The organism is Diaphorobacter sp. JS3050, from assembly GCF_013154915.1.
Classification (GTDB): domain Bacteria; phylum Pseudomonadota; class Gammaproteobacteria; order Burkholderiales; family Burkholderiaceae_C; genus Diaphorobacter; species Diaphorobacter nitroreducens.
Genome location: NZ_CP053553.1, coordinates 3,157,701 through 3,183,814, shown reverse-complemented (window position 1 = coordinate 3,183,814; position 26,114 = coordinate 3,157,701). Strand labels below are relative to the sequence as shown.

The window sequence follows — 26,114 nt, the reverse complement described above, 5'->3', positions numbered from 1 at the left end:
TGCACGGCAGTGGCGCGCGTTCCCACGGCGCGTCGGCCCAAACAACAAGCTAGAGGAGGCCACCCCCATGCATGCCTGGTATCTGCCTGTGAAGGTGTTTGCGCTCGTCGTGGTGCTGCTGATGGTCGTGGCCATGGTCTACGCCGGCACCATGGCCGTTATGTACTGGTCTGGCATCGGCGTGTGAAAGGGAGAACCCCATGAACAAGCGCCAGACGCGTCTTTTCGCCATCGTCGCCACGGGCATCTCGGCGGCGGTGTTCCTCCTCCTCACTTTTGACAGCCACCGCAAGTTCGATGCGCTGACCAATGCCGAGTCCATCACTCCGGCGGTCGTGCACGGCAAGGATGTCTGGCACAAGAACAACTGCATCAACTGCCACACCATCTTTGGCGAAGGCGCCTACTACGCGCCCGATCTGACCAAGATCACCAAGCTGCGCGGCGAGGCTTATCTGAAGGCTTACCTGAAGGATCCTTCCAAGTTCTACGACGAGCAGCGCCACCGTCGCCTGATGCCCAAGCAAGACCTGAGCGACGAAGACATTGCCGGGCTCATCGCCTTCTTCGACTGGGTCAGCAACGTGGACAACCAGGGATGGCCGCCGCGGCCCATCCTCGTGACGGGCTCCACACTGCCGGGGGCTGACCGCAGCGCCGCGCAGCAGGCGGACGACGCGAAGATCGAACGGGGCGGCATCGCTGCGCCCCCCGGTGCGCGCCCGCTGTCGGGCAACGAGGACCCGATTGCCCTGGGCGAGCGGGTATTCCGCACGGCCACGCCCGCCTGCACCGCCTGCCACTCCACCGCGCCCGGCGTGAATATGGCCGGGCCGTCCCTCGCAGGTGTGAAGGGCCGCACCGAGGCACTGCTGGGCTCGGCCGACTACAAGGGCCAGGCCAAGGATGTGGCGGCCTACTTGCATGAGTCCATCGTTTCGCCCAGTGCGCACCTGGTGCCCGGGCCCATGTACTCGGCTGATGGGACCTCTTTCATGCCCACGACCTACGCCAAGGACCTCACGGCCGAGCAGATCGACCAGCTTGTGGCCTACCTGATGTCCATGAAGTAAGCACGCCCGCAGCCATCGCCGGAGTCCGCCATGAGATACAAGTCCCAATCCGTCGCCTACTGGTACTTCGCCGTGGCTGTGGCCCTGTTCGGGCTGCAGCTGGTGTTCGGCCTGCTGTCGGCCACCAAGTACCTGGGGCCGGATCCGCTGCTGTACATCCTGCCGTTCGACGTGACCAAGATGATCCACACCAACATCCTGATCGTCTGGGTGTTGTGCGGCTTCATGGGGGCCACGTACTGGATGGTGCCCGACGAGTCGCGCACCGAACTGCACAGCACACGGCTGGCCTACATCCAGCTCGTGCTGTGGACGGTGATGGGCGTGGTCACTGTGGTGGGCTACCTGTTCCGCTGGGGCACGGGCAACAAGCTGCTGGAGCAGCCGCTGCCCTCCAAGATCGTGATCGTGATCGTGATGCTCATGTTCCTCTACAACGTCGGCATGACGATCCGCAAGTCCGGCCGTTTCACGACACCGGAGGGTGTGCTGCTGGGCGGCCTGGGCCTGGCGGCGGTGCTGTACCTGCCGGCGTTGCTGGAGTTTCACAACTACACCGTGGCCATCTTCTACCGATGGTGGACCATCCACCTGTGGGTGGAGGGCGTGTGGGAGATGATCCAGGGCGGCTTCCTCGCGTACCTGCTGATCCGCCTGTCGGGCGCAGACCGCGAGGTGATGGAAAAGTGGCTCTATGTCATCGTGGGGCTGGTGTTCATTGCCGGCATCCTGGGTACGGCGCACCACTATTACTGGGTGGGCGTGCCGCAGTACTGGCTGCCCATCGGGGGTTTCTTCAGCGCACTGGAGCCCGTGGCCCTGGTGGGCATGGCCATGTATGCCTACTTCGCCATGCGCCGCTCGGGCATGGCCCACCCCAACAAGCTGGCGCTGCACTGGACGGTGGGCAGCGCCGTGTTCACGCTGTTCGGTGCCGGCCTGCTGGGCCTGGCCCACACTTTCCCCAGCGTGAACAAGTGGACGCACGGCACCCTCATTACCGCCATGCACGGGCACGCGGCGTTCTACGGAGCCTACGCGATGATCGTGATGGCCATGATCAGCTATGCGCAGCCGGCCCTCACACGCAGGCCCGAGGAAGGCACCGCCATGGGCTACCTGTCGTTCTGGATGCAGCTGGCGGGCATGTTCGGCATGACGCTGTCGTTCGCCACCGCGGGCATTGGGCAGGTGTACCTGGAGCGCATCATGGGCATGGGCTACCTGGATGCGCAACTCAAGATCCAGGTGCACTTTGTCATGCTGGTCATCACCGCGTCCATCTTCGCGATTGGCGTTGCGTTGTTCATCATCGATTTCTTCCGCCACCCGCTGCGGCTGGAGGTCAGCGCCAGCGATCCGGTGGACCGTCCCCTCGATACGCACCGTGCTGCAGCGATTTGATCTACAGGGCGGGGCGGGGATGGCCCGCCCGGCAACGTCCCCTGCGCCGGAGCCCCCCTATTACCTGCCCAGCGGCGACGAGATCGAGGTCTTCGCGCAGTGCCACGCACAGGGCCTGGCCGTCATGCTCAAGGGACCCACAGGTTGCGGCAAGACGCGCTTCGTAGAGCACATGGCCTGGCGCCTGAAGCGCCCGCTCATCACCATCGCCTGCCATGACGACCTGAGCGCCAGCGACCTGATCGGCCGCTTCCTCATCCAGGGCAGCGGCACCGTGTGGCACGACGGGCCGCTGACCCGCGCTGTGCGCGAGGGCGCGCTGTGCTACCTGGACGAAGTGGTGGAGGCGCGGCAGGACACGGTGGTGGTATTGCACCCGCTCACCGACCACCGGCGCATCCTGCCCATCGACAAGACGGGCGAGGTGGTCGAGGCCGCGCCCGGCTTCGGGCTCATCGTGTCATACAACCCCGGCTACCAGCGCATGCTCAAGGACCTGAAGCCCAGCACGCGCCAGCGCTTCGTGGCGCTGGACTTCGGCTTTCCCGCGCCTGAGGTAGAGGCGCGCATCGTCGCGCAGGAAAGCGGTATTGCCGAGCCCGAGGCGCGCGCGCTGGTGCAGCTTGCCACGCGGCTGCGCGCACTGCAGGACCGTGGCTTGGCCGAGGTGCCTAGCACGCGGCTGCTGGTGGCGGCCGCGCAGCTGGCGGTGCGCGGCGTGGACCTGCGCCGCGCCTGCCTGCACGCCATCGTGGCGCCGCTGTCGGACGAGGCATCGCTGGTGGGCGCCATGCGCGACCTTGTCGACGCCACCTTCGTCTGACCATGGCCGAGGCCGAGGACGTCATCACCGACGCGGCGCGACATGCCACGATCTATGCCCAGGCGCTGTGGCGCCGCCACCGCCCCCCGCCGGCCGGCCCACCCCGGCTGCATCTGGCCGATGTGGCGCCGCGCCTGGACCTGTTGGTAAGCGCCGCGCTGGGCATCCGCCTCCAACTGCGCGCGGCGCAACCGCCTGCTCCGCCTACCTTCCTCTCGCGCTGGATGCTGCGTGCAGAGGCCCCCAGCCAGCGCGACGCCGTGCCCGCCACCGACGGCGCCAACCTGTGGCTGCCCCCCGCGCTGACGGATATACCCGGCGCGCAAGCGGGGAGGGACGGGGCGCTCACCGCCGACGAGCGCTACCGCACGCTGGCGCTGATGCACGGTATGCGCGCAGTGCGGGGGGCGCCGGCATACGCTGCCCAGGCGGTGGACGGTTTCGAGCGGGCGTTGTTTGCACTGCTTGAAGCCCATGCCGCCGACCACGCGCTGGCCCTGCGCCTGCCGGGCATGGCCGCGCCACTGGCGCGCCTGCGGCAGGCCATGCTGGCAGCGCGCCCGGCCGTGGCGGCGCTGCCGCCGCACCTGCAACCGCTGGAGTCGCTGGCGCACGCCCTGCTGGCCGGCCCACCCGCGGGCGCCGGGCCTCCCGGCCTGATGCCATCGCTGCCGGCCCCGGCGCCACAGGTGCTGGCGCATGCACGTGCCCTCGCTTCGCGCCTGCGCCCGGCCGCGGCCCCGCGCGCCAGCAGCGCTGGTGCATGGCCGACGCGTGGCTGGGCGAGCTGCGCACGCCGGCTACCCCCGCGCCTGCGCACGCCACGGCGGACGGCGCAGAGGATGCCTCTGGGACGACCCATGCTGCCCGTCTGGCGCGGCGTCCGCAGGTGCGCCAGGCGCTTCCCGATGAGGACGATGCGAACGGTCCCGGCGCTTGGATGGTGCAGACCGCCCAGCCGCACGAACAGGCCGCGGACCCCATGGGCATGCAGCGCCCGAGCGACCGCGACGCCAGCACGGCGGCCGAGGAGTTCGCCGATGCGCTGTCCGAACTGCCCGAGGCGCGCCTCGTGGCCACGCCCGGCCGTCCGAAGGAGGTGCTGCTGTCCGATGACCCGCCGGAGCATCTGGCGCGCCAGGCGCGGGCGGGCGGCGGTGCGGCCGCCGCGCCGGGCGTCGACGTTCTGTACTACCCCGAGTGGGACGGCGCCAGCGGCAGCTACCGCCGCCCCGGCGCCGCCGTGTGGGTGCACGACGCAGCCCCGGGCGCGCCCGGTTGGTTGGAAGCCACGCTGCATGAGCGCCGGGCCATGCTGCACGCCGTGCGCAGGCGGTTCGAGCTATTGCGCAGCCGCCGCGTGGCCGTGCGCCGCCAGCTCGACGGCGACGAGATCGACCTGGAGGCTTGCATCGAGGCGCGCGCAGACTTTGCCGCGGGCCTGCCGCTGCCCCAGCGCCTGTACCGCAGCGAGCGCCGCCTGCACCGCGACCTGGCGGTGCTGGTACTTATGGATGTGAGCGGCTCCACCGACGCCTGGGTGGCGCCGGGCCGGCGGGTGGTTGACGTAGCGCGTGAGGCGCTGCTGCTGGTGAGCATGGCGCTGGACGGCATGGGCGCGCCGTTTGCGGTGCAGGCGTTCTCCGGTGAGGGGCCGCAGGGGGTGGTGGTGCGCAACGTCAAGCGTTTTGACCAGCCCTACGGGCGGGACGCTGCGCTGCGCATCGCCGGTCTGGAGCCCGAGCACTACACGCGCGCCGGCGCCGCGCTGCGCCATGCCACCAGCACGCTGATGCGCCAGCCGGCCGCGCACCGCCTGCTGTTGCTGCTGTCCGATGGCAAGCCCAACGACATCGACGCCTATGAAGGCCGCTATGGACTGGAGGACATGCGCCAGGCCGTGACCGAGGCGCGGCTGCAAGGCATTGCGCCGTTTTGCCTGACCATCGATCGCCAGGCGGCCCGCTATCTGCCCACGGTGTTCGGTGCCCATCACTACGCGCTGCTGCCCCGGCCCGAGGAACTGCCGCAGGTGCTGCTGCAATGGCTGCGCCGGCTGGTGGTGGTGTGACTGATTGCTACTGTTTTGGTAGCTATTGGCGCTTGCTGGATGGGCGCTAGAGGCCTTAAACGTTCTGAATCTTCCGTCGGCGCATTTCGCCGCCGTGGCACGCACCAAGCCCGGGCGCGTGCCCTTAAAGCCCCAGCTTGGCCAGGCTGCCGCCACCTTCGCGCACCACGATGGGGTCGCCGCCGGTATTCATGGGCGTGAGGTCCAGCACCGTGGTGGGCTCCAGCGGGCAGCCGCCCGCATCGAGGATGCCATCGAGCTGCTTTTCAAAGCGCTCGCGGATCTCCTGCGGGTCGTTCAGCGGCTCGCTTTCGCCCGCCGGGATCAGTGTGGTGGCCAGCAGCGGCGCGCCGTGCAGCTCCAGCAGCATCTGCAGGCCCTTGCGGTCGGGCACGCGCAGACCGATGGTCTTGCGCTGCGGATGGCTCACGCGGCGCGGCACTTCCTTGGTGGCGTCCAGGATGAAGGTGTAAGGCCCCGGCGTGGCCAACTTCAGCAGGCGATATTGGCGGTTGTCCACATGCGCGTAATTGGCCAGCTCCGACAGGTCGCGGCACAGCAGGGTGAGGTGGTGCTTGTCGTTGATCTGCCGAATACGACGAATCCGGTCCACGGCGTCCTTGTCGTCCAGGCGGCAGACCAGCGCGTAGCTGGAGTCGGTGGGCACGGCCAGGATGCCGCCGCTCGACAGCAGCGTGGCGGCCTGCTTGAGCAGGCGCGGCTGCGGGTTGTCGGCGTAGATCTCGAAATATTGGGCCATGGAGGGGCGCGCGGCGGTCAGCCGGCGATGGTGCGGGGGGCGCGCAGGATGCGATCGGACAACAGTTCCCACACGGGGGTGAGCTGGCCTGGCAAATCCGGCAGGGCGCCCAGGTCGGTGTGTGATTCGTTCGGGCTGTGGAAGTCGCTGCCGCGCGAGGCGGCCATGCCGAACTCCTGCGCCATGGCGGCGTACACGGGGTATTCGGATGGCGTATGACTGCCGGTCACCACTTCCACGCCCTGGCCGCCGTGCTGCTTGAACTCGGAAAACAAGGCGTATTCCTCATTCGCTGTGAAGCGGTAGCGTGCAGGATGGGCGATCACGGCCATGCCGCCGGCCTCGCGGATCCAGCGCACCGCATTGCCCAGCGTGGCCCAGCGGTGGGGTACGTAGCCGGGGTTGCCCTCGGTGAGAAAGCGCCGGAACACTTCGGAGGTGTCATGGCACACGCCGGTCTCCACGAGGAAGCGGGCAAAGTGCGTGCGCGAGACCAGTTCGGGGTTGCCCGCGTAGCGCAACGCCCCTTCGAATGCGCCGCGGATACCCACGTGCGCGAGTTGCTGCGCCATCTCCTGTGCCCGTTCGCTGCGCCCGCCGCGCGTGGCCGCTAGGCCCTGGGCGAGTTGTGCATTGTCCGGGTCGAACCCCAGTCCCACGATATGCACCGTGGTGTCGGCGAAGGTGACCGAGATCTCGGTGCCCGTGAGGTAGTCCATGCCCAGCGCGTGCGCGGCGGCGGCGGCGCGGTGCTGGCCGCCGATCTCGTCATGATCCGTCAGCGCCCACAGCGCTACACCGTTGGCATGCGCACGGGCCGCCAGCGCTTCGGGGGTGAGGGTGCCGTCGGACACCACGGAGTGGCAGTGGAGGTCGGCATTGAGAAGGATGGACACGATTTCATTTTAGGGGGAGCCCGCAGGGCATGTTGTCGTGGTGGTTGCAACACAGTGACAAACGGGTCGGGCTGCAGGCAGCGACGAATATTTGTAATCAAATGCGCATAAATGCGACAATATGAGCCTCTTTTTGTCCAGGCTGCCGGGTTGTTGCGCCCGTGTGCCTCCTTCCACCGCTATGGCGCCACGACGCCCCTGATTGCGTAGAACATGAACTTCAACCATTTCCCCGTCGCCCGCAAACTGTGGGGCCTCGTCCTGGGGCTGCTGGTCTCCATGCTGCTTTTGCTGGCGGGCCTGTTGGCCTACACCGCCCAGCTCGATGATGAGGCGGCGCGCATCGTGCAGGCCAACGAAGACCGCATCAGCCTGGCCCTGCGCTGGAAAGGGCTGACCATGCTGGCCGTGGACCAGTCCGTGAGCGCGCTGGCCTCGGCCGACGAGACCCTGGCGTCGGGCCTGCAGAAGAAAGCCAAGCAGGGGATCGAGGCCATCAATGCCCTGCAAAAACAGGTGGAGGCCGTGGCCTTCTCTGCGGAGGACAAGGCCCAGATGGAACGCGTGGCCGCCGCCCGCAAGGTGATGCTGGACGCGCTGGCGGAGGCCACCAAGGCCCGGGCCGAAGGCGACTTTGCCCGCACGCAGACCCTGGTGGACAGCAAACTGCTGCCCGCCGTGGAGCGCTACGTGGGCGAACAGGACGCCTATGTCCAACTGCAAGAACGCCAGCGCGACGCCGCCAAGCAAGAGGCCCAGGCCTTGCACCAGCGCGCCATGTGGATGGGCGCGGGCATCGCCGCGGTGGTGGTGGTCTTGGGCCTGGTGTTGGCGAATCTGCTCGTGGGCTCCATCACGCATCCCCTGGAGCGGGCCGTGGGGCTGGCTGACGCGATTGCCGGTGGCGACTTGACGCAAGACGTGCACGATGACCGTCGTGACGAACTGGGCCACCTGCTGCGCTCGCTGTCGGCCATGGGAGCACGTCTGCGCGGCGTGGTGGGCGAAGTGCGCTCGGGCGTGGAATCGGTCTCGGCGGCGTCCAGCCAGATCGCCACGGGCAACCACGACCTGTCTGCGCGAACCGAGCAGACCGCGGCCAACCTCGAAGAGACGGCCGCCAGCATGGAAGAGCTCACCGCCACCGTCACCCAGTCGGCCGACACCGCGCGCCAGGCCAACCAACTCGCCGCCAACGCTGCGCAGGCCGCAGAGCGTGGCGGCGAAGTGGTGGGCCAGGTGGTCACCAGCATGCAGCAGATCACCGAATCCAGCCGCAAGATCGCCGACATCATCGGCGTGATCGATGGCATTGCCTTCCAGACCAACATCCTGGCGCTGAACGCCGCCGTGGAAGCCGCGCGCGCGGGCGAGCAGGGCCGCGGCTTTGCCGTGGTGGCGGGCGAAGTGCGCAGCCTGGCGCAGCGCAGCGCCGAGGCCGCCAAGGAGATCAAGCAGCTCATCACCACCAGCGTGGACAACGTGCAATCGGGCTCGGCCCAGGTGGAGCAGGCCGGCCAGAGCATGCAGGACATCGTGCACAGCGTGCGCCGCGTGAGCGACCTGATCGGCGAGATCACCGCTTCGTCCACCGAGCAGCGCGACGGCATCGGCCAGGTGAACCAGGCCGTGGCGAACCTGGATCAGATGACGCAGCAAAATGCCGCGCTGGTGGAAGAGTCCAGCGCCGCCGCCGCCGCCATGCATGAACAGGCGCAGCGCCTGGCGCAGGTAGTGGCCGTGTTCAATGTGGGCAATGGCGCCGTCGCGGCGCCCCGCAGCCCGGCCCGCGTGGCGCCGCCAGCGGTAGCGCCCGCCCCGGTCAAGACACCGGCCGCAACGCCGGCGCGCGCGACGCTGGCCAAGCCCATGCCGACAAAGGCTGCCGCCAAGGTGTCCACCCCCCAGATCGCGCCGGCCAAGACGCCTGCGGCATCGGATGCGGATGGCGAATGGGAGAGCTTCTAAGCTCTAAAAAATAGCGTCATTGGTACGTCCCGTCCCCAGTCGGGACAAAAAAAGCGCGGCCTGTGCCGCGCCTTTCGCCATCCATACGCCGCTTTGGACGTTACGTGGTCATGGCTTGCTGTCTGCTCCGTACTTGGGAGAGCGTGGCCCATGCAATAGTCCTCCCGGACGGCCGGCATACAGCAGTCGGCCGTTTGCGACCTCGGCGATCTGCACGCTGCGGTCTGACAAGGTTTCCACAATCTGGTCAATGAGCGCAGACACCAGCATGCCCACCAAGCCGCCGCTTGAACGCTTGTTTTCTGCACTCGAGGCTGTTGCCTCCCCGGACCACAGTTGCTCGCCCGTGCGCAGATCCATGAGTCGGGCGGCCAGCGTTACCCGGGTTTCACTGCTCACGATGGAGTACACCGAGCCGTACTGCCGCACGTCCAGGTAGAGCGCCGCATCCGCACCAAAAATTTCCCGCAACTTGGCCACGGGCAATTCCTGTGCGTCTTGGGCCGAAATGATGCCGTTGTTCCTGAAAGTCTCTTCGGTCACGGCCACTGGCAGCACGTAATAGCCGGACTCCGCCAGGGGGAGCGTGGCGCGTGAGAGCACGCCCGCCGGCGCGGTCACTTCGGGCGTCTGGTTCAATGGAGGGAGCACCAGAATGGACTGGGGCTTGGCTTGACGCAATGCCGAATAGTCGTAGGGCTGAGGTGTCGCGCAACCACTCAAAAGCAGGATGACGGCGGCGCCGGCTGCCACGGCAGTGCGAACGCCAATACGGGAAATCATTGGGAGGCCTTTCCGGTGAGTGTGCGCAAAAGGAAGTCCATGAATGACGCCGATTCGGGGAAGGTGGTCTTTTCCGCGGTGAGGGCCGCGACGCTTTTCTCGTCCTGCCCTGCCTTGGCGTACAGCATGCCCATATGGGCGCGATAGCCAGGGGGCAAGGCTTGGCCGCGCTGCTCTATTTTTTGCTGCGCTTCTTCCAGCTTGGCCACTTGCTGTTCAGCATCGGCATTGCCGCTGCTTTTGAGGTATTCGTACACCTGAGGCTGATAGCCGTCCCAGCCGTACAGGGGCTGATGGGATGTGGTGGCGCAGCCCGCCATGACCAACGCAGCTGCGATGGGAAGCGCCAGGCGGGTGGTGGTGTGGCGGCTCATTGTGCGGGCACCCATGCGCCAGATTCGACACCGCTCACGAGCTTGTCCACGGCTTCGCGGATGGCCAGGTCAAGCACTTTGCCGTTCAGGGTGGAGTCATACCCTGCGCGGCTGCCAAAACCTACAACCTCGCGGCTGGACAGGCTGTATTCGCCGGCCCCCTGGGCCGCAAAGACCACTTCACCGGTCTGTACGCGCACCACGTTCAGGCTGACTTTGGCGTAGGCCACCTGTTCCTTGCCGCGCCCCAGCACCCCGAACAGCTGCCGGTCACCGACTTCCTTGCGACCGAACTCGGTGACATCGCCGGTGATGACGAACTGCGCCCCCTTGAGTGTCTGGGCTTGCTTGAGGAGGGCGGCCTCTTGCTGCGTTTCCGACATATTGGTGCGGTCGAGCACGTTAAAGCGTCCGCTTTGCTGCAGGTGCGTCATCAAAATGGTTTGCGCCTGACCGCCGAGACGGTCCACACCATCGGAAAAGATTCCGCGTTGGAAGTTGGACCGGTTGGCGAACTTGCCAATGGAAATGGGGCTGCGCACCCCCTGATACGCGCGCGCGGACGCGGTGGGCTTCGGAGTTTCGAGGGTGCGCGATTGCTCGGTGGTCACGCAGCCGGCAGTCAGGGCGGCGACTGCAATGACGAGGGCGTTGCAACGCCAGAGAGAACCATTCATGGGGAAAACCAATAAGAGTCCAGGAATGGCGCAGGATCATACGGTTGAATGCATACAAAATTCACATTTTGTTGCGTTTAGGTTGCTCCGAGCGTCACATTGCAGGCGACTCCAGTCCCTCCACCAGAAACTGCACCCGCCGCTCGCCCCGCCACTCGTTCACGTCCAGCCGGAAGGCCAGCAACGCCCGTTCGGGCAGCGGGTCGGTGTGGCCGAACCAGATGGCGTCCACCGGCTGACCCTGGTGCAGCAGCTTGATGGACAGATGGTTGCGCGCCTCGCCCACCAGGCGCTGGCTCAGCACCTGCACCTCCTCGCTGAAGGTGGGCGGCGCAAAGCCCTGGCCCCAGACCTCGCGGTGCAGGGTGTCCACCAGCTCGGCGCGGCAGTACTCCGGGGCCAGCGGGCCGTCGGTTTCCAGCCGGCGCGTGAGCGTCGCGGCATCCAGCCATTCCTGTGCGACCTGGGCGAAGGCCTGCTCGAAGAGGTCGAAATGCTCCTCGGCCACGGTGCAGCCGGCCGCCATGGCGTGGCCGCCGAACTTCAGGATCACGCCGGGGTGGCGCTTGGCTACCAGGTCCAGCGCGTCGCGCAGATGAAAGCCGGGGATGGACCGCCCCGAACCCTTCAGCTCATGCTCCTTGCCCGGCGCGCTGCTGGCAGCGAACACGAAGGTGGGGCGGTGCAACTTGTCCTTGAGCCGCGAGGCCACGATGCCCACCACGCCCTCGTGAAAGTCCGGGTCGAACACGCTGATGGCGGGCGGCGGCTCCTCGCCTTCGTCGAACAGGCTCTCGGCCAGCAGCAGGGCCTGCTCGCGCATGCCCCCTTCCAGCTCGCGCCGCTCGCGGTTGATGGCATCCAGTTGCCGGGCCAGGTCGGCGGCGCGCGCCGGGTCGTCGGTCAGCAGGCATTCGATGCCCAGCGTCATGTCGGCCAGGCGCCCCGCGGCATTGATGCGGGGCCCAAGGGCAAAGCCGAAGTCGAAGGTGGTGGCGACGGGGGCCTTGCGCCCGGCCGCGTCGAACAGGGCCTGGATGCCGGGCTGCATCTGGCCGGCGCGGATGCGCTTCAAGCCCTGCGCCACCAGGCGGCGGTTGTTGTTGTCCAGGCGCACCACGTCGGCCACGGTGCCCAGGGCCACCAGCGGCAGCAGCGGCTCCAGCTTGGGTTGCGTGGCCTTGTCGAATACGCCGCGCGCGCGCAGCTCGGCGCGCAGCGCCATCAGTACATAGAACATCACGCCCACGCCGGCGATGGACTTGCTCTCGAAGCCGCAGCCGGGCTGGTTGGGGTTGACGATGGCGTCGGCCGCGGGCAGTTCGGGGCCGGGCAGGTGGTGGTCGGTGATGAGCACCGTCAGCCCCAGCGCCTTGGCGCGCGCCACGCCCTCGATGCTGGCGATGCCGTTGTCCACGGTGATGAGCACGTCGGCGCCGCGCTCGTGCACGCGCTGCGCGATGGAGGCGGTGAGGCCGTAGCCGTCCACCACGCGGTCGGGCACCAAATACTGAACATGGCGTGCGCCCAGCAGGCGCAGGCCGCGCACCCCCACTGCGCACGCAGTGGCGCCGTCGCAGTCGTAGTCGGCCACGATGAGCAGGCGCCGGTCCTGGCTGATGGCGTCGGCCAGCAGCGCCGCGGCCTGCCGCACGCCCATGAGGGTGTCCGGCGGCAGCAGGCGGGCGAGGGCGTCGTCCAGCTCCTCCTTGGCGCGGATGCCGCGCGCCGCGTACAGGCGTGCCAGCAGCGGGTGCACGCCGGCCTGCTCCAGCGCCCAGACCACGCGCGGCGGGATGTCTCTTGCTACTATTTTCATAGCTGCTCGCGCACGCTGGAAAAGCGCTGGGGCTTAAAAAGACTCTGAATGCGCTGGCCCAGGCTGCGCGGCGCCGTATGCCAGGACTGTGCGCCGCGTTCGCCACACAGCGTGAGGCGCGCCGCGCCGCCGCCCGCCACATGCGCGGCCAGGCGCGCCACGGGGCCAGCGTCCAGCGCGGCCCAGGCTTGGCGCCAGGCGTGCCAGTCCTCGCGCAGCGCGGCGTCCAGCAGGGTGGTGGGCATCTCGGGCGCCGGCACGGGGGCGGGCGGCTGGAGCAGTGCGCCTGCGCCGTGCACCCAGAAGGCATTGACCGGCGGCAGGCCCTGGGCCGCGCGCGCGTCGTTGAAGGGGTGGGTGTACAGCAGCATCTGCATCTCGCTGTGCAGGCGGTGCAGCAGGCGCGCGCGGGCGGGGTCGGGCATCCAGGCGCGCACGTCGCGTTGGATCACGCGGTCCAGCGACGCGGTGGGCAGGTTGTCGAACACTGCGCCTTGCGCGACCCAGCGCGTCGGCTGGTCGTAGGTGAGGGTGATGCCGTCCTCGGCAAACCAGGGCGCCACGATGGCGAGCAGCGCGCGCGAGGCGGCCTCGTCCAGCTGCAGCCGCGCCGGGTCGCCCAGCGTGACATGGTCGGCACCGACCTGCCAGTGGCAAGGGGTGATGAAGGCCCAGGCGCTGGTGGCCGCATGGGGAGCGCTGACCTGCTGGTGCTGGTGCCACGCGGCCCAGGGCGTGGTGCCCTCGCTGGTGGCGGGCAGGCCGTGGTGGCGGGCCAGGGCGCGTTCGTGGGGCGGGGCGAAGTCCGTCTCGGCGCCGGCGTCCAGGCCGGTGCTGGACAGGCGGGCCAACAGCCGGTCCAACTGGGGCAGTTCCAGGCCTTCAAGCGCCTGCTGGCATCCCTGGGCCGGGCTGGCGGCCAGCGGGATGAGTAAATGGGGCATGTCCGACATAGGGGTGTATTGTCCCGGATGCACCCGATGACGGTGGGCGCAAAACCCACAGCGTCATGCAAGCGTCACAAGTGCAACAGAGACTGGATCGCTCACTTTTACGGCCAAGGATGCCCATGTCTTCTCACCGTCTTCCCCTGATCATTGCGATGAGTGCCTCCCTGCTGGCGACCGCCTGTGGCGGCGGCGACGACCCCGCACCGCTGCCGACGCTGAGCGGCCAGGCTCCGCTCGTGGTGGGGCACCGCGGCGCCTCGGGCTACCGCCCGGACCACACGCTGGAGAGCTATGCACTGGCCATCCAGATGGGGGCGGATTTCATCGAGCCCGATTTGGTAGCCACCAAGGACGGCCACCTGGTGGCGCGCCATGAACCCAACATCACCAGCACCACCGATGTGGCCAGCCGCCCCGAGTTCGCCAGCCGCAAGACCAAGCGCATGGTCGATGGCGTGGAGGAAGAAGGCTGGTTCGCCACCGACTTCACGCTGGCGGAACTGAAGACCCTGCGCGCCATCCAGCCGCTGGCCGAGCGCGACCAGTCCTATAACGGCAAGTTCCAGATCCCCACGCTGCGCGAGGTGCTGGACCTGGCCAAGACCGAGGGCGGCAAGGTGGGCCGCGTGATCGGCGTCTATCCCGAGACCAAGCACCCCACCTACCATGAAGATGCGGGCCTCAAGCTCGAAGACCGCCTGCTGGCCATCCTGGCCGAGTACGGCTACACCAAGAAGGATTCGCCGGTCATCCTGCAGTCGTTCGAGACGGCCAACCTCAAGTACCTGCGCACCAAGACGCAGGTGCGCCTCATCCAGCTGGTGGATGGCAACGACTACGACTTCAAGACCGGCGCGGTCACCTTCGAGGCGCCATATGACCGCCCCTACGACTGGACACGCGCGGGCCGCAAGGACCTGTTCGCTTCCATGGTCACGCCGGCGGGCCTGGCCGAGATCGCCAAGTACGCCGACGGCGTGGGTCCCTGGAAGCCCTACATCGTGCCGGTCAAGGGCACCTTTGGCGCCGACGGCAAGATGGTCGACGTGAACAAGGATGGCGCGGTCAACTACGCCGACGCTTCCAGCAGCACCCCCACCAGCCTGGTGGCCGACGCACACAAGCTGGGCCTGATGGTCCACACCTGGACCATGCGCAACGAAAACCGCCGCCTGGCCTTCGACTACAAAGGCGACCCCCAGGCCGAGTACCTGCAGTTCTACCGCCTGGGCGTGGATGGTGTGTTCTCCGACTTTGCCGACACCGCGGTGGCTGCGCGCAAGGCCTATCTGACGGAAACGGGCCGCTGAGCCGCGGGCCGGCGCCGCGCAGGGCAGGCGGCCTTGGCGCGTCAGCCCCTGCGGCACCCGGCTTGCGCTGAGGCCGCCGCGCGTTGCTGCCCTGGGCCCGCGCCGCGGGCCCGGGTCGATGACACAATCGCGCTTCCATGCAAATTCCCTACGAACTGGCCCTGGGCTGGCGCTACACCCGGGCAGGCCGGGCCACGCGGCGCAACGGCTTCATCTCCTTCATCTCGGGCGTGTCCATGCTGGGCATATCGCTGGGGGTGGCGGCACTCATCATCGTTCTGTCCGTGATGAACGGCTTTCAGAAGGAGGTGCGCGACCGCATGCTCAGCGTGGTCTCGCACATCGAGATCTTCGCGCCGGGCGGTGCAGCGCTGCCCGACATGCCGCGCACGCTGGCCGAGGCGCGGGCCAATCCGAACGTGGTGGGCGCCGCGCCCTTCGTCGCCGCCCAGGCGCTGCTGGCGCGTGGCGAGGACATGAAGGGCGCGCTGGTGCGCGGCATCGACCCCGCGCACGAGGCCGAGGTGACCGACCTGGCCGCCGAGAATCTGGAGGGCCTGAAGGCCCTGGTGCCGGGCGAGTTCCGCGTGATCCTGGGCAGCGAACTGGCGCGCCAGCTGGGCGTGCGCGCGGGTGATGCGGTCACGCTGATCGCACCGGCCGGCCAGGTCACGCCTGCGGGCGTGGTGCCGCGCCTCAAGCAGATGACGGTGGCGGGCACCTTCAATTCGGGCCACTATGAATACGACTCTGCGCTGGTGATGCTGCACCACGAGGATGCCGAGCGCATCTTCCGCCTGGAAGGGCCGACCGGCGTGCGCCTGAAGCTCAAGAACCTGCACGACGCACCCGAAGTCACGCAGCAGCTGGCGCACAGCCTCTCGGGCAACCTGTTGATCCGCGACTGGACGCAGCAGAACCGCACCTGGTTCGCGGCCGTGCAGCTGGAAAAGCGCATGATGTTCATCATCCTCACGCTGATCGTTGCGGTGGCGGCATTCAACCTGGTGTCCACGCTGGTGATGACCGTGACCGACAAGCGCGCGGACATCGCCATCCTGCGCACGCTGGGCGCCAGCCCCGCCAGCATCATGGGCGTGTTCATGGTGCAGGGCGCCATGGTGGGCGTGATCGGCACGCTGGCCGGCCTGCTGCTGGGCTTGGGCGTGGCCTTCAACATCGACGTGATCGTGCCCGCCATCGAGCGGGCGCTGAACGCCAGCTTCCTGCCCAAGGACATCTACCTCATCAGCAAGATGCCCAGCGACCCGCAAAGCAGCGACATCGTGCCCATTGCCGTCATTTCCCTGATCCTGGCCTTCGTGGCCACCCTGTACCCGAGCTGGCGCGCCAGCCGCGTGAACCCCGCGGAGGCGCTGCGCTATGAGTAATGGGCAAGTGGTGCTGCAGGCGCAAGGCCTGACCAAGCGCTTTACCGAGGGCCGGCTGGACGTCACCGTGCTCAAGGGCGTGGATCTGGCAGTGCACGCCGGCGAGACGCTGGCCATCGTGGGGGCGTCGGGCTCGGGCAAGAGCACGCTGCTGCATCTGCTGGGGGGGCTGGACGCGCCCAGCGCCGGCACCGTCACGCTCCAGGGGCAGGCGCTGCAGGCGCTATCGCCCGCGCAGCAGGGGCGCCTGCGCAATGCGCACCTGGGCTTCATCTACCAGTTCCACCACCTGTTGCCCGAGTTCAGCGCCCAGGACAACGTGGCCATGCCGCTGCGCATCCGCCGCGAGCCGTACGCGCAGTGCATCGAGCGGGCGGTGCGCATGCTCCAGGCCGTGGGCCTGGGCGAGCGTGTGCACCATCGCCCGGCGGAACTGTCGGGTGGCGAGCGCCAGCGCGTGGCCATTGCCCGGGCGCTGGTCACGCAGCCGGCCTGCGTGCTGGCCGACGAGCCCACCGGCAACCTGGACCGCGCGACCGCCGACGCCGTGTTCGCCCTCATGCTGCAGCTTGCGCGCGAGCAGGGCACCGCCTTCGTGATGGTCACGCACGATGAATCGCTGGCCGCGCGGTGCGACCGCGTCGTGCGCTTGGTCTCCGGGGTTTTGAGCTAAAACGGCCTCCAGCGCTTGTTGGACAAGCGCTGACAGCTATCTTTTCAGTAGTAAATCAGGCCGTCGCGGCGGGCGCCTGCGCGGGTGCGCACTCGTCGAACGCGGCCACGGCATTGGCTGCGTACATCAGCGCGGGGCCGCCGCCCATGTACACCGCAATGCCCAGCACCTCGTGCACCTCGGCGCGCGTGGCGCCCAGGCGTGCCAGCGCTTGGGTGTGAAAGCCGATGCAGCCATCGCAGCGCGCGGCCACGCCAATGCCCAGCGCGATCAGCTCCTTGGTCTTGGCGTCGATGGCGCCGCCCGCGAGAGCCGCCTTGCCCAGCGCGTTGAAACCTTGCATCACCTGCGGAACGCTGTTGCGCAGCTCGCTGACGTTGCTAGAGATTTCGCGCGTGAGGGCCTTGTAGTCGGTGGACGAGGTCATGGTGGAACTCCTGGTGGTGAAAGGGATGCGCCAGCTCGGCGCTGTTGACACATTTATTAGTATCTACTAAATTAGCATACGTTAATTTAGATATTTATCAACAAGGAGCGCAGGTGGCCACTACCGCCGACCTGGAATTCATGCAGCAGGGCGCCGCGCGCGCTGCCGCGCTGCTGCGCGCGGTGGGCAACGAGCACCGGTTGCTCGTGCTGTGCCTGCTGATCGAGCAGGGCGAGGCCTCCGTGGGCACGCTGCTGGAGCAGGTGCGCCTGAGCCAGTCCGCGCTGTCGCAGCACCTGGCGCGCATGCGCGATGAGGGGCTGGTGACCTTCCGCCGCGACGCGCAGACTCTGTACTACCGCATTGCCGACCCGGCGGCGGAAAAGCTCGTGGCTGCGCTCAAGGACATCTTCTGCCCCTGAGCGGCCGCGTCGCTGCGCAGAGGTACCGTTTTTTCGTCAACTAGGAGAAGTGTCATGAAACACAACGTTGGGGGTTGGGACCGCGGGCTGCGCATCGCGGTGGGTCTGGTGCTCATCGGCCTGGCGGCCACGGGCACCGTGGGCTGGTGGGGCTGGCTGGGCGTGGTGCCACTGCTGACCGGCCTGGCGGGCACCTGCCCTGCGTACTCGCTGCTGGGCATGAACACCTGCCCGCTGAGCAAGAAGGGCTGATGGGGCTCAGCAGCTCCGGCGGCGCCGATGCGCCGCCGACCGATCCGCAGGACATTGGCGCTGCAACGCACTGAGACACTGCGGACCGGCGCTGGGGGCGTGCGGTGGCATGATCCGGCGCATGGACGTCTGGATCGACACCCATTGCCACCTGGATGAATTTGCAGATCACGGCGGCGCAGCGCTCGCAGATGCCGAGCGTGCACGCGCCGCGCAGGCCGGCGTGGCCCACTGCGTGCTGCCCGCGGTGGAACTCGCCAATCTGCAGGCCGTGCGGGACCTGGCGCACCGCCACGGCGACAGCTATGCGCTGGGCATCCATCCCCTGTTCACTCCCGTCGCCGGCGACGAAGACTTGCCCGCCCTGGCGCGCGCGCTGGAGCAGTACCAGGATGACCCGCGCCTGGTGGCCGTCGGCGAAATCGGGTTGGACCTCTTCGTGCCCCATCTGGACAGGGGGCGCCAGCAGCACTTTTACCGGGCGCAGCTGCAGTTGGCGCGCCGGTTCGACCTGCCCGTGATCCTGCATGTGCGCCGCTCGGCGGACCAGTTGCTCAAGGCGCTGCGCGAGCTGCCGGTGCGCGGCGGCATCGCCCATGCCTTCAATGGCAGCCTGCAGCAGGCGCAGGCCTTCATCGATCTGGGCTTCAAGCTGGGCTTTGGCGGCGCGGTCACCTTCGACCGTGCGCTGCAGTTGCGCCGCCTGGCCACCGAACTGCCGCTGGACGCGCTGGTGGTGGAGACCGATGCGCCCGACATTCCGCCGCACTGGCTCTACGTGACCGCGGCCGAGCGCGCCGCTGGCCGCCCGCCCGCACGCAACACGCCTGCACAGTTACCGCGCATCGGTGCGGTGGTGGCGCAGCTGCGCGGCATCTCCAGCACAGAACTGGCCCATGCCACGCGCGCCAACGCTTGCGCAGCGTTGCCACGGCTGGCTGAACTGTTGGCACAGGTTTGAGTGCTTTTGGGCTCAAAGGCTTATGCAGCAAGCGCTAGCAGCTATACAAACAATAGTAATGGAGGGCCGGTGGCTGCGCAGAAAAAAACGGTAGTGCTGTCTGCCGGTCGTCTGGTCGGCCTGCCGCCCGTGGTGGGCTCCGGCACGCGGGTGCTGGTGCTGGGCAGCTTCCCCGGTGTGGCGTCGCTCGCCGCGCAGCAGTATTACGGCCATCCGCAGAACCACTTCTGGCGCATCCTGGCGGCGCTGTGGCCGCAGCATCCGCTGCCGGGCCGCGACCAGTACGCCGCGCGCTGCGACTGGCTGCTGGCCCGCGGCCTGGGCCTGTGGGACGTGTATGCCGCCTGCGAGCGCGAGGGCAGCCTGGATACCAGCATCCGCAACGCGCAGGTCAACGACTTCGCCGGCCTGCATGCCCGCGCGCCGGGGCTGGCCGCCATCGCCCACAATGGCGGGGAAAGCTTCCGCCACGCCAAGGCCGTGCGCGCCAGCCTGGGGCTGAAGGCAGATGCGCCGATGCCATCGCTGCGCCTGCCATCCACCAGCCCGGCCAACGCGTCGTGGAGCTTCGAGAAAAAACTGCACGCCTGGGGCGAGGCCCTGGCGACTTTTGGATTGGTATAACGATTTGACCCGCAAGAAAACCGCCGCCACCGAACTGCCCGAGGTGAGCGTCTCCGATGATGGCGAAGTGCGCCATCTGCACCTGGGCACGCCGTGGATCCAGGGCTCCATGCGCATCGCGCAGCCGTTCGAGATCGAACTGGAATACGTGCAACGCATGATGGCCTGGCTGCTGTTCGTGGAGCCCGCCAGCGTGGCCAAGCGCCACGCGATGCAACTGGGCCTGGGGGCCGGCGCCATCACCAAGTTCTGCCGCAAGAAGCTGCGCATGTGCTGCACCGTGGTCGAGCTGAACCCGCGCGTGGAGGCCGTCTGCCGCGCCTGGTTCAAGCTGCCACCCGACGGCCCCATGCAGCGTGTGGTGCTGGCCGACGCGGCCCAGGAAATCAAGAAACCCGAATGGCACGGCACGGTGGACGCGCTGGCGGTGGACCTGTACGACCATGAGGCCGCCGCGCCGGTGCTGGACAGCGCGGAGTTCTATGCCGACTGCCGCGCGCTGTTGACGCTGGACGGCTGCCTCACGGTGAACCTGTTCGGCCGCGCCTCCAGCTACGAGCGCAGCCTGGACAAGCTCGCCGAGGCCTTTGGCGCCGACGCGCTCTGGGCCTTCAAGCCCACGCGCGAGGGCAATACCGTGGTGCTGGCCCAGCGCACGCCCACGCGGCCCAAACGTGCCGAACTGCTGGCCCGCGCCGAAAGCGTGCAGGCCCGCTGGGACCTGCCGGCCACCAAGTGGCTGCGCGTATTCAAACCGGTCGCCTGACCTCTGCCGCCACTCGCACCATGACTGCCGAAGCATTGCCCGCATCCCCCCCCACGGCCGCCGGCGGGCCCACCGGCCCGTTGCAGTGGCGGCTCATCGTCGATTGGCTGCGTGCCGATGGCGTGATCACCGCCGAGCAGGCGCAACGCACCATCGCACGCTGCTCGCAGGCCGAAAGCAGCCAGCACCCGCTGGTGCGGCTGGGCAACGTGGCCATGCTGCGCGCGAGCGACGGCAAGCCGCTGGACGTGGACATCCTCACCGAATACGTGGCCCAGCGCTGTGGCCTGGCGTTTCTGCGCATCGACCCGCTGAAGGTGGACGTGGGCCGTGTGGCCGACGCCATGAGCGCCAGCTACGCCGAGCGCCACAAGGTGCTGCCGGTGCAGGTGACCTCCAAGGAGGTGGTGGTGGCCACGGCCGAGCCCTTCCTGCATGACTGGGTGGCCGAGGTGGAGCGCCAGTCCCGGCGCACGGTACGGCGCGTGCTGGCCAACCCCCAGCACATCACGCGCTACACGGCGGAGTTCTATGCGCTGGCCAAGTCGGTGCGCGAGGCGCAGAAGGCCGGAGGCGGCGCCGCGGGCAGCAGCTTCGAGCAGCTCGTGGAGCTGGGCAAGACCAACAAGCAGCTGGACGCCAACGACCAGGGGGTGGTGCGCGTGGTGGACTGGCTGTGGCAATACGCCTTCGACCAGCGCGCGAGCGACATCCACCTGGAGCCGCGCCGCGAGCAGGGCGTGATCCGCTTTCGCATCGACGGCGTGCTGCATGCCGTCTACCAGATGCCCATGGGCGTGCTCAATGCCATGGTGGCGCGCGTGAAGCTGCTGGGCCGCATGGACGTGGTGGAAAAGCGCCGCCCGCAGGACGGCCGCATCAAGACGCGCAACCCGCGTGGCGACGAGGTGGAAATGCGCCTGTCCACGCTGCCCACCGCTTTCGGCGAGAAGATGGTGATGCGCATCTTCGACCCCGACAACGCCGTGAAGGATCTGGACGCGCTGGGTTTCACCGCGCACGATGCGCAGCGCTGGGAGCAACTCGTCAAGCGCCCGCACGGCATCATCCTGGTGACCGGGCCCACGGGTTCGGGCAAGACCACCACGCTGTACTCCACCCTGAAGCGCGTGGCCACCGAGGAGGTGAACGTGAGCACGGTGGAGGACCCGATCGAGATGATCGAGCCCAGCTTCAACCAGACGCAGGTGCAGCCGCAGCTGGACTTCACCTTCGCCGAAGGGCTGCGTGCCCTCATGCGCCAGGACCCGGACGTGATCATGGTGGGCGAGATCCGTGACCTGGCCACCGCCGACATGGCCGTGCAGGCCGCGCTCACGGGCCACCTGGTGTTCTCCACCCTGCACACCAACGACGCGCCCAGCGCCGTCACGCGCCTCATGGAGCTGGGCGTGCCGCCGTACCTCATCAACGCGACGCTGCTGGGGGTGCTGGCGCAGCGCCTGGTGCGCACGCTGTGCCGGCACTGCCGGCAGGTGGACGAGGCGGCCGACCCCGAGGCGCTGGCCGACATGATCCGCCCCTGGAAGATCAACGGGGGCTATCGCGCCTACAAGCCCGTGGGGTGCGTGGAGTGCCGCATGACGGGCTTTCGCGGCCGCATGGGGCTTTATGAACTGCTCACCGTGAGCGAGGCGCTCAAGACCCAGGTGAACCAATCGCCCTCCATCGACGCGCTGCGCCGCCAGGCCGTGCAGGACGGCATGCGCCCGCTGCGCCTGGCGGGCGCGCTGCGCGCGGCCGAAGGCGTGACCACGTTCGAGGAAGTCATCGCCGCCACCCCGCCGCTCGAGTAGCACCCACACCTCTGCCATCGCGGCGCAGCAGATGCGCCTTTCCGCCGCATGCATCAGGCGCGCCCATCCTTCACAACGCGGTGGAAGGCGGTATGTCCGCGCTCCTGCGGCGCAGGCCCGGCCTGACCAGGGCCCTCGCGCCACCTTCGACGCCGCGCAGTGGTCGGTGCCGTGCTGAGGGCAGTTCCGGGGGTGTGGCCTCTAGGGAAAACTTGTATCTACCGGTAGGTGGAATCCACATCGAGAAACGCTGCCCGACACTCCACAATCGCCCGTCGCGTTCCTTTTGGGAGACATTCGTGAAAATCAAGAGTCAGAAAGATTTCTTTTCCGGCCTCATGTTCCTCGTCGTCGGCGGTGGTTTTGCCTGGGGCGCCACCACCTACAGCGTAGGAACCGGCGCCCGCATGGGCCCGGGCTACTTCCCCCTGCTGCTGGGCATTCTGCTGGGCATCATCGGCGCCGTCATCATGTTCAAGGCCACCGTGGTCGAGACGGTGGACGGCGACAAGATCGGCAAGTGGGCGTGGAAGCAGATCTTCTTCATCATTTCCGCCAACCTGTTGTTCGGCGTGCTGCTGGCGGGCCTGCCCAGCTTCGGCGTGCCGGCCATGGGCCTGATCGTTGCCATCTACGGCCTGACTTTCGTGGCCAGCCTGGCGGGCAACCAGTTCCACTTCAAGGAAGTGTTCATCCTGGCCACCATTCTGGCCGTGGGCAGCTACGTGGCATTCATCTGGGGGCTGGCTCTGCAGTTCCCCGTCTGGCCTAGCTTCATCGTGGGTTGATTCGGAGATCTAGACCATGGAATTGTTTGAACACCTCTCGATGGGTTTTGGCGTCGCGTTTACGTTCCAGAACCTGATCTACTGCTTTATCGGCTGTCTGCTGGGCACGCTGATCGGCGTGCTGCCCGGCGTGGGCCCCGTGGCCACCATCGCCATGCTGCTGCCCGCCACCTATGCGCTGCCGCCCGTGGCCGCGCTGATCATGCTCGCTGGCATCTATTACGGCGCGCAGTACGGCGGCTCCACCACCGCCATCCTGGTGAACCTGCCGGGCGAGTCGTCCTCCGTGGTGACCGTGATCGACGGCTACCAGATGGCGCGCGCGGGCCGTGCAGGCCCGGCACTGGCGGCTGCCGGCATTGGCTCGTTCTTCGCGGGCTGCGTGGGTACGTTGATCCTGGCGGCCTTTGCGCCCCCGCTGACGGAAGTGGCCTTCAAGTTCGGCCCCGCCGAGTACTTCTCGCTGATGGTGCTGGGCCTGATCGGTGCCGTGGTGCTGGCTTCGGGCTCGCTGCTCAAGGCCGTCGCCATGATCGTGCTGGGCCTGTTGATGGGCCTGGTGGGCACGGACGTGAACTCCGGCGTGGCCCGCTACAGCTTTGACATCCCCGAGCTGACCGACGGCATCAGTTTCACCGTGATCGCCATGGGCGTGTTCGGCTACGGCGAAATCATCGCCAACCTGTCCAAGCCCGACGACGAGCGCGAAGTGTTTGCCGCCAAGGTGCACGGCCTGTTCCCCACGGCACAGGACTTCAAGCGCATGCTCCCCGCCATGCTGCGCGGCACGGCCCTGGGGTCGTCCCTGGGCATCCTGCCCGGCGGCGGCGCGCTGCTGTCGGCCTTCGCGGCCTACACGATCGAGAAGAAGACCAAGCTCCATCCCGGTGAGGTTCCGTTCGGCAAGGGCAACATCCGCGGCGTGGCGGCTCCCGAGTCGGCCAACAACGCGGGTTCGCAGACCTCCTTCATCCCGCTGCTGACGCTGGGCATTCCGCCCAACGCCGTGATGGCGCTGATGGTGGGTGCCATGACCATCCACAACATCCAGCCCGGCCCGCAGGTGATGACCAGCAACCCCGAGCTGTTCTGGGGCCTGATCGCCTCGATGTGGATCGGCAACGCCATGCTGGTGATCCTGAACCTGCCGCTGATCGGCGTGTGGATCAAGCTGCTCTCCGTGCCTTATCGCTGGCTGTTCCCGTCCATCGTGCTGTTCTGCGCGGTGGGGGTGTACTCCACCAACAACAACACATTCGACGTGTGGATGGTGGGCGGATTCGGTTTCATCGGCTACCTGTTCTACAAGCTGGGGGTGGAACCCGCTCCCTTGCTGCTGGGCTTCATCCTGGGCCCGATGATGGAAGAAAACCTGCGCCGTGCGCTGCTGCTGTCGCGTGGCGACTGGAGCGTGTTCGTCACGCGCCCCATCTCTGCCGGCCTGCTGGCGGCCGCGGCCCTGCTGCTGGTCATCGTGCTGCTGCCCGCGGTGAGCAAGAAGCGCGAGGAAGCGTTCGTCGAGGACTGACGCAGATGGCCGCCCTGGCATGTGCCAGGGCACCCCTTGCAAGGCGCCCCTTTCCGGGGCGCTTTTTTTATGCGTGGCGGCAACGGGGTAGTGGCGCAGATGCTCCTGAAAGGGGCGCTGGTGGCGCTTGGGCGACAAGCGTTGGAAGGGTGAGGGATGCTTTGGTGGGGGGCGCGTTCCGGCCTGCCTCCAACGTAGCTGCCGGCTACGCAGCCGCGTGTCGCGCCGACAACCGCCGCGCGGTGCCCGCCCGCTGCGATGCCGCGGTCGCCGGTCTTCCTGGCGGGCGGTGCGGTGTATCTCGTCTACAGTGGCGGGCTGGTGCGGCGACGCATCGGGTGAACGCGCTGAAGGAGCAGGTACTGGGCGCCAGCGCCGGCTGCCTGGGCGGCACCCGACGGCGCTGCAGCCGCTGCTCAGGCGCGCCGAAGAGAATCGCCTTCCAGCATGCGGGCCCTGGCATGGCGGCACACAGGCATGATCGGTGCAACACCCGTCATGGCCGCGCGCGTCTGACGGTTCGGTTGATGGTCATTCCCTGGGACGGAGGACGGGTTTTCGTGCCCCGCGCGGTGTTCGACGCGGGCGGTGGTCCTGATGCGGGTGTGGGCAGTGTCCACTATGATCGTTTCAAATTGTTTTGCAGGAACCGCCTCCGGCGGCGATGGAGCACGGTATGGATCTGGGTATCGCGGGTAAATGGGCGCTGGTCTGCGGGGCCAGCAAGGGGTTGGGCCGCGGCTGCGCCGAGGCGCTGGTGCGCGAGGGCGTGAACGTGGTGATCAACGCCCGCAATGCCGGTGAATTGCAGCGCACTGCTTCTGATTTGATAGCTATTGGCGCAGATGCATCGGGCGTTAGAGGCCAAAATGGCAGCCAACCCACGGTGCTGGCTGCGGCGGCCGACATCACCACCCCAGAGGGGCGCGCAGCCGTTTTTTCCATAGCCGGCGGGCCAGGCCGGGACTTCGACATCGTGGTCACCAACGCCGGCGGCCCCCCGCCCGGCGATTTCCGCGAGTGGGACCGCGATGCCTGGATGCGCGCGGTGGATGCCAACATGCTCACGCCCATCGAACTGATCCGCGCCACGGTGGACGGCATGGCGCAGCGGGGCTTTGGCCGCATCGTCAACATCACCTCCAGCGCAGTGAAGGCCCCCATCGACATCCTGGGCCTGTCCAATGGCGCGCGCAGCGGCTTGACCGGCTTTGTGGCCGGCGCGGCGCGCAGCGCCATTGCCGCGCAGGGCGTCACCATCAACAACCTGCTGCCGGGCAAGTTCGATACCGACCGGCTCGCGGGCACCCTCCAGGCCGCGGCCGGCAAGACCGGCAAGAGCCTCGATGAAGTGCGCCGCGCCCAGCAAGGCGCCATCCCGGCGCGCCGTTTCGGTACGCCGCAGGAATTCGGCGCCATCTGCGCCTTCCTGTGCAGCGTGCACGCGGGCTATATGACGGGGCAGAACGTATTGGCCGACGGCGGTGCCTATCCCGGCACCTTCTGAGGGACGCGCCAGACCACAACGGGCGAGAACGCGCCGACCGACCGCCATGC

The 26,114-nt window shown here is 67.8% G+C and carries 25 protein-coding genes; 17 read left to right on the top strand and 8 right to left on the bottom strand.

Annotated elements, in window-relative coordinates:
* The first annotated feature begins 200 nt into the window (after positions 1-200).
* From HND92_RS15255 to HND92_RS19410, 4 genes are all read left to right on the top strand, one after another.
* Positions 201-1,073, top strand: coding sequence for a c-type cytochrome (locus tag HND92_RS15255; RefSeq protein WP_015914087.1), 873 nt, complete (start codon positions 201-203; stop codon positions 1,071-1,073).
* A 30-nt stretch (positions 1,074-1,103) separates the two neighbouring features.
* Positions 1,104-2,477 carry a cbb3-type cytochrome c oxidase subunit I gene (locus HND92_RS15250; RefSeq protein WP_172208176.1) on the top strand — a complete coding sequence of 458 codons (1,374 nt, stop codon included), beginning with the start codon at positions 1,104-1,106 and terminating at the stop codon, positions 2,475-2,477.
* A 19-nt stretch (positions 2,478-2,496) separates the two neighbouring features.
* Positions 2,497-3,300 carry a CbbQ/NirQ/NorQ/GpvN family protein gene (locus tag HND92_RS15245; RefSeq protein WP_011806537.1) on the top strand — a complete coding sequence of 268 codons (804 nt, stop codon included), beginning with the start codon at positions 2,497-2,499 and terminating at the stop codon, positions 3,298-3,300.
* Positions 3,301-4,063: 763 nt separating this feature from the next.
* Positions 4,064-5,371: a nitric oxide reductase activation protein NorD gene (locus tag HND92_RS19410; protein ID WP_253940048.1), complete on the top strand. Its 1,308-nt coding sequence runs from the start codon at positions 4,064-4,066 to the stop codon at positions 5,369-5,371.
* A 124-nt stretch (positions 5,372-5,495) separates the two neighbouring features.
* On the opposite strand, the gene HND92_RS15235 is transcribed toward HND92_RS19410, so the two are convergent.
* Positions 5,496-6,131, bottom strand: coding sequence for an L-threonylcarbamoyladenylate synthase (locus HND92_RS15235; RefSeq protein ID WP_015914083.1), 636 nt, complete (start codon positions 6,129-6,131; stop codon positions 5,496-5,498).
* 17 nt (positions 6,132-6,148) lie between these two features.
* Positions 6,149-7,027 (bottom strand): 3',5'-nucleoside bisphosphate phosphatase, encoded by an 879-nt coding sequence (locus HND92_RS15230; RefSeq protein WP_172208174.1) that lies wholly within the window; start codon positions 7,025-7,027, stop codon positions 6,149-6,151.
* 213 nt (positions 7,028-7,240) lie between these two features.
* On the opposite strand from HND92_RS15230, the gene HND92_RS15225 reads away from it, so the two are divergent.
* Positions 7,241-8,995 (top strand): methyl-accepting chemotaxis protein, encoded by a 1,755-nt coding sequence (locus tag HND92_RS15225; protein WP_172208172.1) that lies wholly within the window; start codon positions 7,241-7,243, stop codon positions 8,993-8,995.
* A gap of 108 nt (positions 8,996-9,103) precedes the next feature.
* On the opposite strand, the gene HND92_RS15220 is transcribed toward HND92_RS15225, so the two are convergent.
* The 5 genes from HND92_RS15220 to HND92_RS15200 form a co-directional block, all read right to left on the bottom strand.
* Entirely contained in the window at positions 9,104-9,778 is a 675-nt protein-coding gene (locus tag HND92_RS15220) for a DUF799 domain-containing protein (protein ID WP_172208170.1), read from the bottom strand.
* A complete protein-coding gene (locus HND92_RS15215) occupies positions 9,775-10,152 on the bottom strand; it encodes a DUF4810 domain-containing protein (protein WP_172208168.1) in 378 nt (125 codons plus the stop codon). The genes HND92_RS15220 and HND92_RS15215 overlap by 4 nt, the downstream gene beginning before the upstream one ends.
* Positions 10,149-10,829, bottom strand: a complete 681-nt coding sequence (locus HND92_RS15210; RefSeq protein WP_172208166.1) for a CsgG/HfaB family protein — start codon at positions 10,827-10,829, stop codon at positions 10,149-10,151. The genes HND92_RS15215 and HND92_RS15210 overlap by 4 nt, the downstream gene beginning before the upstream one ends.
* Positions 10,830-10,923: 94 nt before the next feature.
* On the bottom strand, positions 10,924-12,648 hold the full coding sequence (gene recJ, locus HND92_RS15205; RefSeq protein WP_172208164.1) for a single-stranded-DNA-specific exonuclease RecJ: 1,725 nt from the start codon (positions 12,646-12,648) through the stop codon (positions 10,924-10,926).
* The gene (locus HND92_RS15200; RefSeq protein ID WP_172208162.1) at positions 12,645-13,601 is read right to left on the bottom strand and encodes a phosphoglycerate mutase; all 957 of its coding nucleotides are present in this window, start codon (positions 13,599-13,601) and stop codon (positions 12,645-12,647) included. Before HND92_RS15200 ends, recJ begins: the two co-directional genes overlap by 4 nt.
* Positions 13,602-13,717: 116 nt before the next feature.
* Here HND92_RS15200 and HND92_RS15195 point away from each other — a divergent pair, with 116 nt between their 5' ends.
* From HND92_RS15195 to lolD, 3 genes are all read left to right on the top strand, one after another.
* On the top strand, positions 13,718-14,908 hold the full coding sequence (locus HND92_RS15195) for a glycerophosphodiester phosphodiesterase (protein WP_011806527.1): 1,191 nt from the start codon (positions 13,718-13,720) through the stop codon (positions 14,906-14,908).
* A 137-nt stretch (positions 14,909-15,045) separates the two neighbouring features.
* The gene (locus HND92_RS15190; protein WP_015914075.1) at positions 15,046-16,299 is read left to right on the top strand and encodes a lipoprotein-releasing ABC transporter permease subunit; all 1,254 of its coding nucleotides are present in this window, start codon (positions 15,046-15,048) and stop codon (positions 16,297-16,299) included.
* Complete coding sequence (gene lolD, locus HND92_RS15185) at positions 16,292-16,972, top strand: lipoprotein-releasing ABC transporter ATP-binding protein LolD (RefSeq protein WP_011806525.1); 681 nt, start codon at positions 16,292-16,294, stop codon at positions 16,970-16,972. Before HND92_RS15190 ends, lolD begins: the two co-directional genes overlap by 8 nt.
* Positions 16,973-17,027: 55 nt before the next feature.
* On the opposite strand, the gene HND92_RS15180 is transcribed toward lolD, so the two are convergent.
* Complete coding sequence (locus HND92_RS15180) at positions 17,028-17,399, bottom strand: carboxymuconolactone decarboxylase family protein (RefSeq protein ID WP_011806524.1); 372 nt, start codon at positions 17,397-17,399, stop codon at positions 17,028-17,030.
* A 140-nt stretch (positions 17,400-17,539) separates the two neighbouring features.
* On the opposite strand from HND92_RS15180, the gene HND92_RS15175 reads away from it, so the two are divergent.
* From HND92_RS15175 to HND92_RS15135, 9 genes are all read left to right on the top strand, one after another.
* A complete protein-coding gene (locus HND92_RS15175; protein WP_172209352.1) occupies positions 17,540-17,821 on the top strand; it encodes a helix-turn-helix transcriptional regulator in 282 nt (93 codons plus the stop codon).
* Between the two features lie 54 nt (positions 17,822-17,875).
* Complete coding sequence (locus HND92_RS15170; protein WP_011806522.1) at positions 17,876-18,073, top strand: DUF2892 domain-containing protein; 198 nt, start codon at positions 17,876-17,878, stop codon at positions 18,071-18,073.
* Between the two features lie 121 nt (positions 18,074-18,194).
* Positions 18,195-19,034, top strand: a complete 840-nt coding sequence (locus tag HND92_RS15165) for a TatD family hydrolase (RefSeq protein WP_172208160.1) — start codon at positions 18,195-18,197, stop codon at positions 19,032-19,034.
* A 93-nt stretch (positions 19,035-19,127) separates the two neighbouring features.
* Positions 19,128-19,658, top strand: coding sequence for a DNA-deoxyinosine glycosylase (locus HND92_RS15160; RefSeq protein ID WP_103737203.1), 531 nt, complete (start codon positions 19,128-19,130; stop codon positions 19,656-19,658).
* Between the two features lie 4 nt (positions 19,659-19,662).
* Positions 19,663-20,424 (top strand): hypothetical protein, encoded by a 762-nt coding sequence (locus HND92_RS15155; protein ID WP_011806519.1) that lies wholly within the window; start codon positions 19,663-19,665, stop codon positions 20,422-20,424.
* 20 nt (positions 20,425-20,444) lie between these two features.
* Positions 20,445-22,241: a GspE/PulE family protein gene (locus HND92_RS15150; RefSeq protein WP_011806518.1), complete on the top strand. Its 1,797-nt coding sequence runs from the start codon at positions 20,445-20,447 to the stop codon at positions 22,239-22,241.
* A 299-nt stretch (positions 22,242-22,540) separates the two neighbouring features.
* On the top strand, positions 22,541-23,029 hold the full coding sequence (locus tag HND92_RS15145) for a tripartite tricarboxylate transporter TctB family protein (RefSeq protein WP_011806517.1): 489 nt from the start codon (positions 22,541-22,543) through the stop codon (positions 23,027-23,029).
* Positions 23,030-23,045: 16 nt separating this feature from the next.
* Positions 23,046-24,557 carry a tripartite tricarboxylate transporter permease gene (locus tag HND92_RS15140; RefSeq protein WP_135148087.1) on the top strand — a complete coding sequence of 504 codons (1,512 nt, stop codon included), beginning with the start codon at positions 23,046-23,048 and terminating at the stop codon, positions 24,555-24,557.
* Positions 24,558-25,233: 676 nt separating this feature from the next.
* The gene (locus HND92_RS15135) at positions 25,234-26,064 is read left to right on the top strand and encodes an SDR family oxidoreductase (RefSeq protein WP_172208158.1); all 831 of its coding nucleotides are present in this window, start codon (positions 25,234-25,236) and stop codon (positions 26,062-26,064) included.
* Positions 26,065-26,114: the final 50 nt, after the last annotated feature.

Bases quoted from the DNA above. Each gene is read 5' to 3' on its own strand.
- HND92_RS19410 (WP_253940048.1), top strand. From the start codon at position 4,064: ATGGCCGACGCGTGGCTGGGCGAGCTGCGCACGCCGGCTACCCCCGCG.
- HND92_RS15210 (WP_172208166.1), bottom strand. From the start codon at position 10,829: ATGAATGGTTCTCTCTGGCGTTGCAACGCCCTCGTCATTGCAGTCGCC.
- HND92_RS15170 (WP_011806522.1), top strand. From the start codon at position 17,876: ATGAAACACAACGTTGGGGGTTGGGACCGCGGGCTGCGCATCGCGGTG.
- HND92_RS15150 (WP_011806518.1), top strand. From the start codon at position 20,445: ATGACTGCCGAAGCATTGCCCGCATCCCCCCCCACGGCCGCCGGCGGG.
- HND92_RS15200 (WP_172208162.1), bottom strand. From the start codon at position 13,601: ATGTCGGACATGCCCCATTTACTCATCCCGCTGGCCGCCAGCCCGGCC.
- HND92_RS15235 (WP_015914083.1), bottom strand. From the start codon at position 6,131: ATGGCCCAATATTTCGAGATCTACGCCGACAACCCGCAGCCGCGCCTG.
- lolD (WP_011806525.1), top strand. From the start codon at position 16,292: ATGAGTAATGGGCAAGTGGTGCTGCAGGCGCAAGGCCTGACCAAGCGC.
- HND92_RS15190 (WP_015914075.1), top strand. From the start codon at position 15,046: ATGCAAATTCCCTACGAACTGGCCCTGGGCTGGCGCTACACCCGGGCA.
- recJ (WP_172208164.1), bottom strand. From the start codon at position 12,648: ATGAAAATAGTAGCAAGAGACATCCCGCCGCGCGTGGTCTGGGCGCTG.
- HND92_RS15215 (WP_172208168.1), bottom strand. From the start codon at position 10,152: ATGAGCCGCCACACCACCACCCGCCTGGCGCTTCCCATCGCAGCTGCG.
- HND92_RS15255 (WP_015914087.1), top strand. From the start codon at position 201: ATGAACAAGCGCCAGACGCGTCTTTTCGCCATCGTCGCCACGGGCATC.
- HND92_RS15135 (WP_172208158.1), top strand. From the start codon at position 25,234: ATGGATCTGGGTATCGCGGGTAAATGGGCGCTGGTCTGCGGGGCCAGC.
- HND92_RS15220 (WP_172208170.1), bottom strand. From the start codon at position 9,778: ATGATTTCCCGTATTGGCGTTCGCACTGCCGTGGCAGCCGGCGCCGCC.
- HND92_RS15195 (WP_011806527.1), top strand. From the start codon at position 13,718: ATGTCTTCTCACCGTCTTCCCCTGATCATTGCGATGAGTGCCTCCCTG.
- HND92_RS15175 (WP_172209352.1), top strand. From the start codon at position 17,540: ATGCAGCAGGGCGCCGCGCGCGCTGCCGCGCTGCTGCGCGCGGTGGGC.
- HND92_RS15250 (WP_172208176.1), top strand. From the start codon at position 1,104: ATGAGATACAAGTCCCAATCCGTCGCCTACTGGTACTTCGCCGTGGCT.
- HND92_RS15165 (WP_172208160.1), top strand. From the start codon at position 18,195: ATGGACGTCTGGATCGACACCCATTGCCACCTGGATGAATTTGCAGAT.
- HND92_RS15225 (WP_172208172.1), top strand. From the start codon at position 7,241: ATGAACTTCAACCATTTCCCCGTCGCCCGCAAACTGTGGGGCCTCGTC.
- HND92_RS15180 (WP_011806524.1), bottom strand. From the start codon at position 17,399: ATGACCTCGTCCACCGACTACAAGGCCCTCACGCGCGAAATCTCTAGC.
- HND92_RS15245 (WP_011806537.1), top strand. From the start codon at position 2,497: ATGGCCCGCCCGGCAACGTCCCCTGCGCCGGAGCCCCCCTATTACCTG.
- HND92_RS15140 (WP_135148087.1), top strand. From the start codon at position 23,046: ATGGAATTGTTTGAACACCTCTCGATGGGTTTTGGCGTCGCGTTTACG.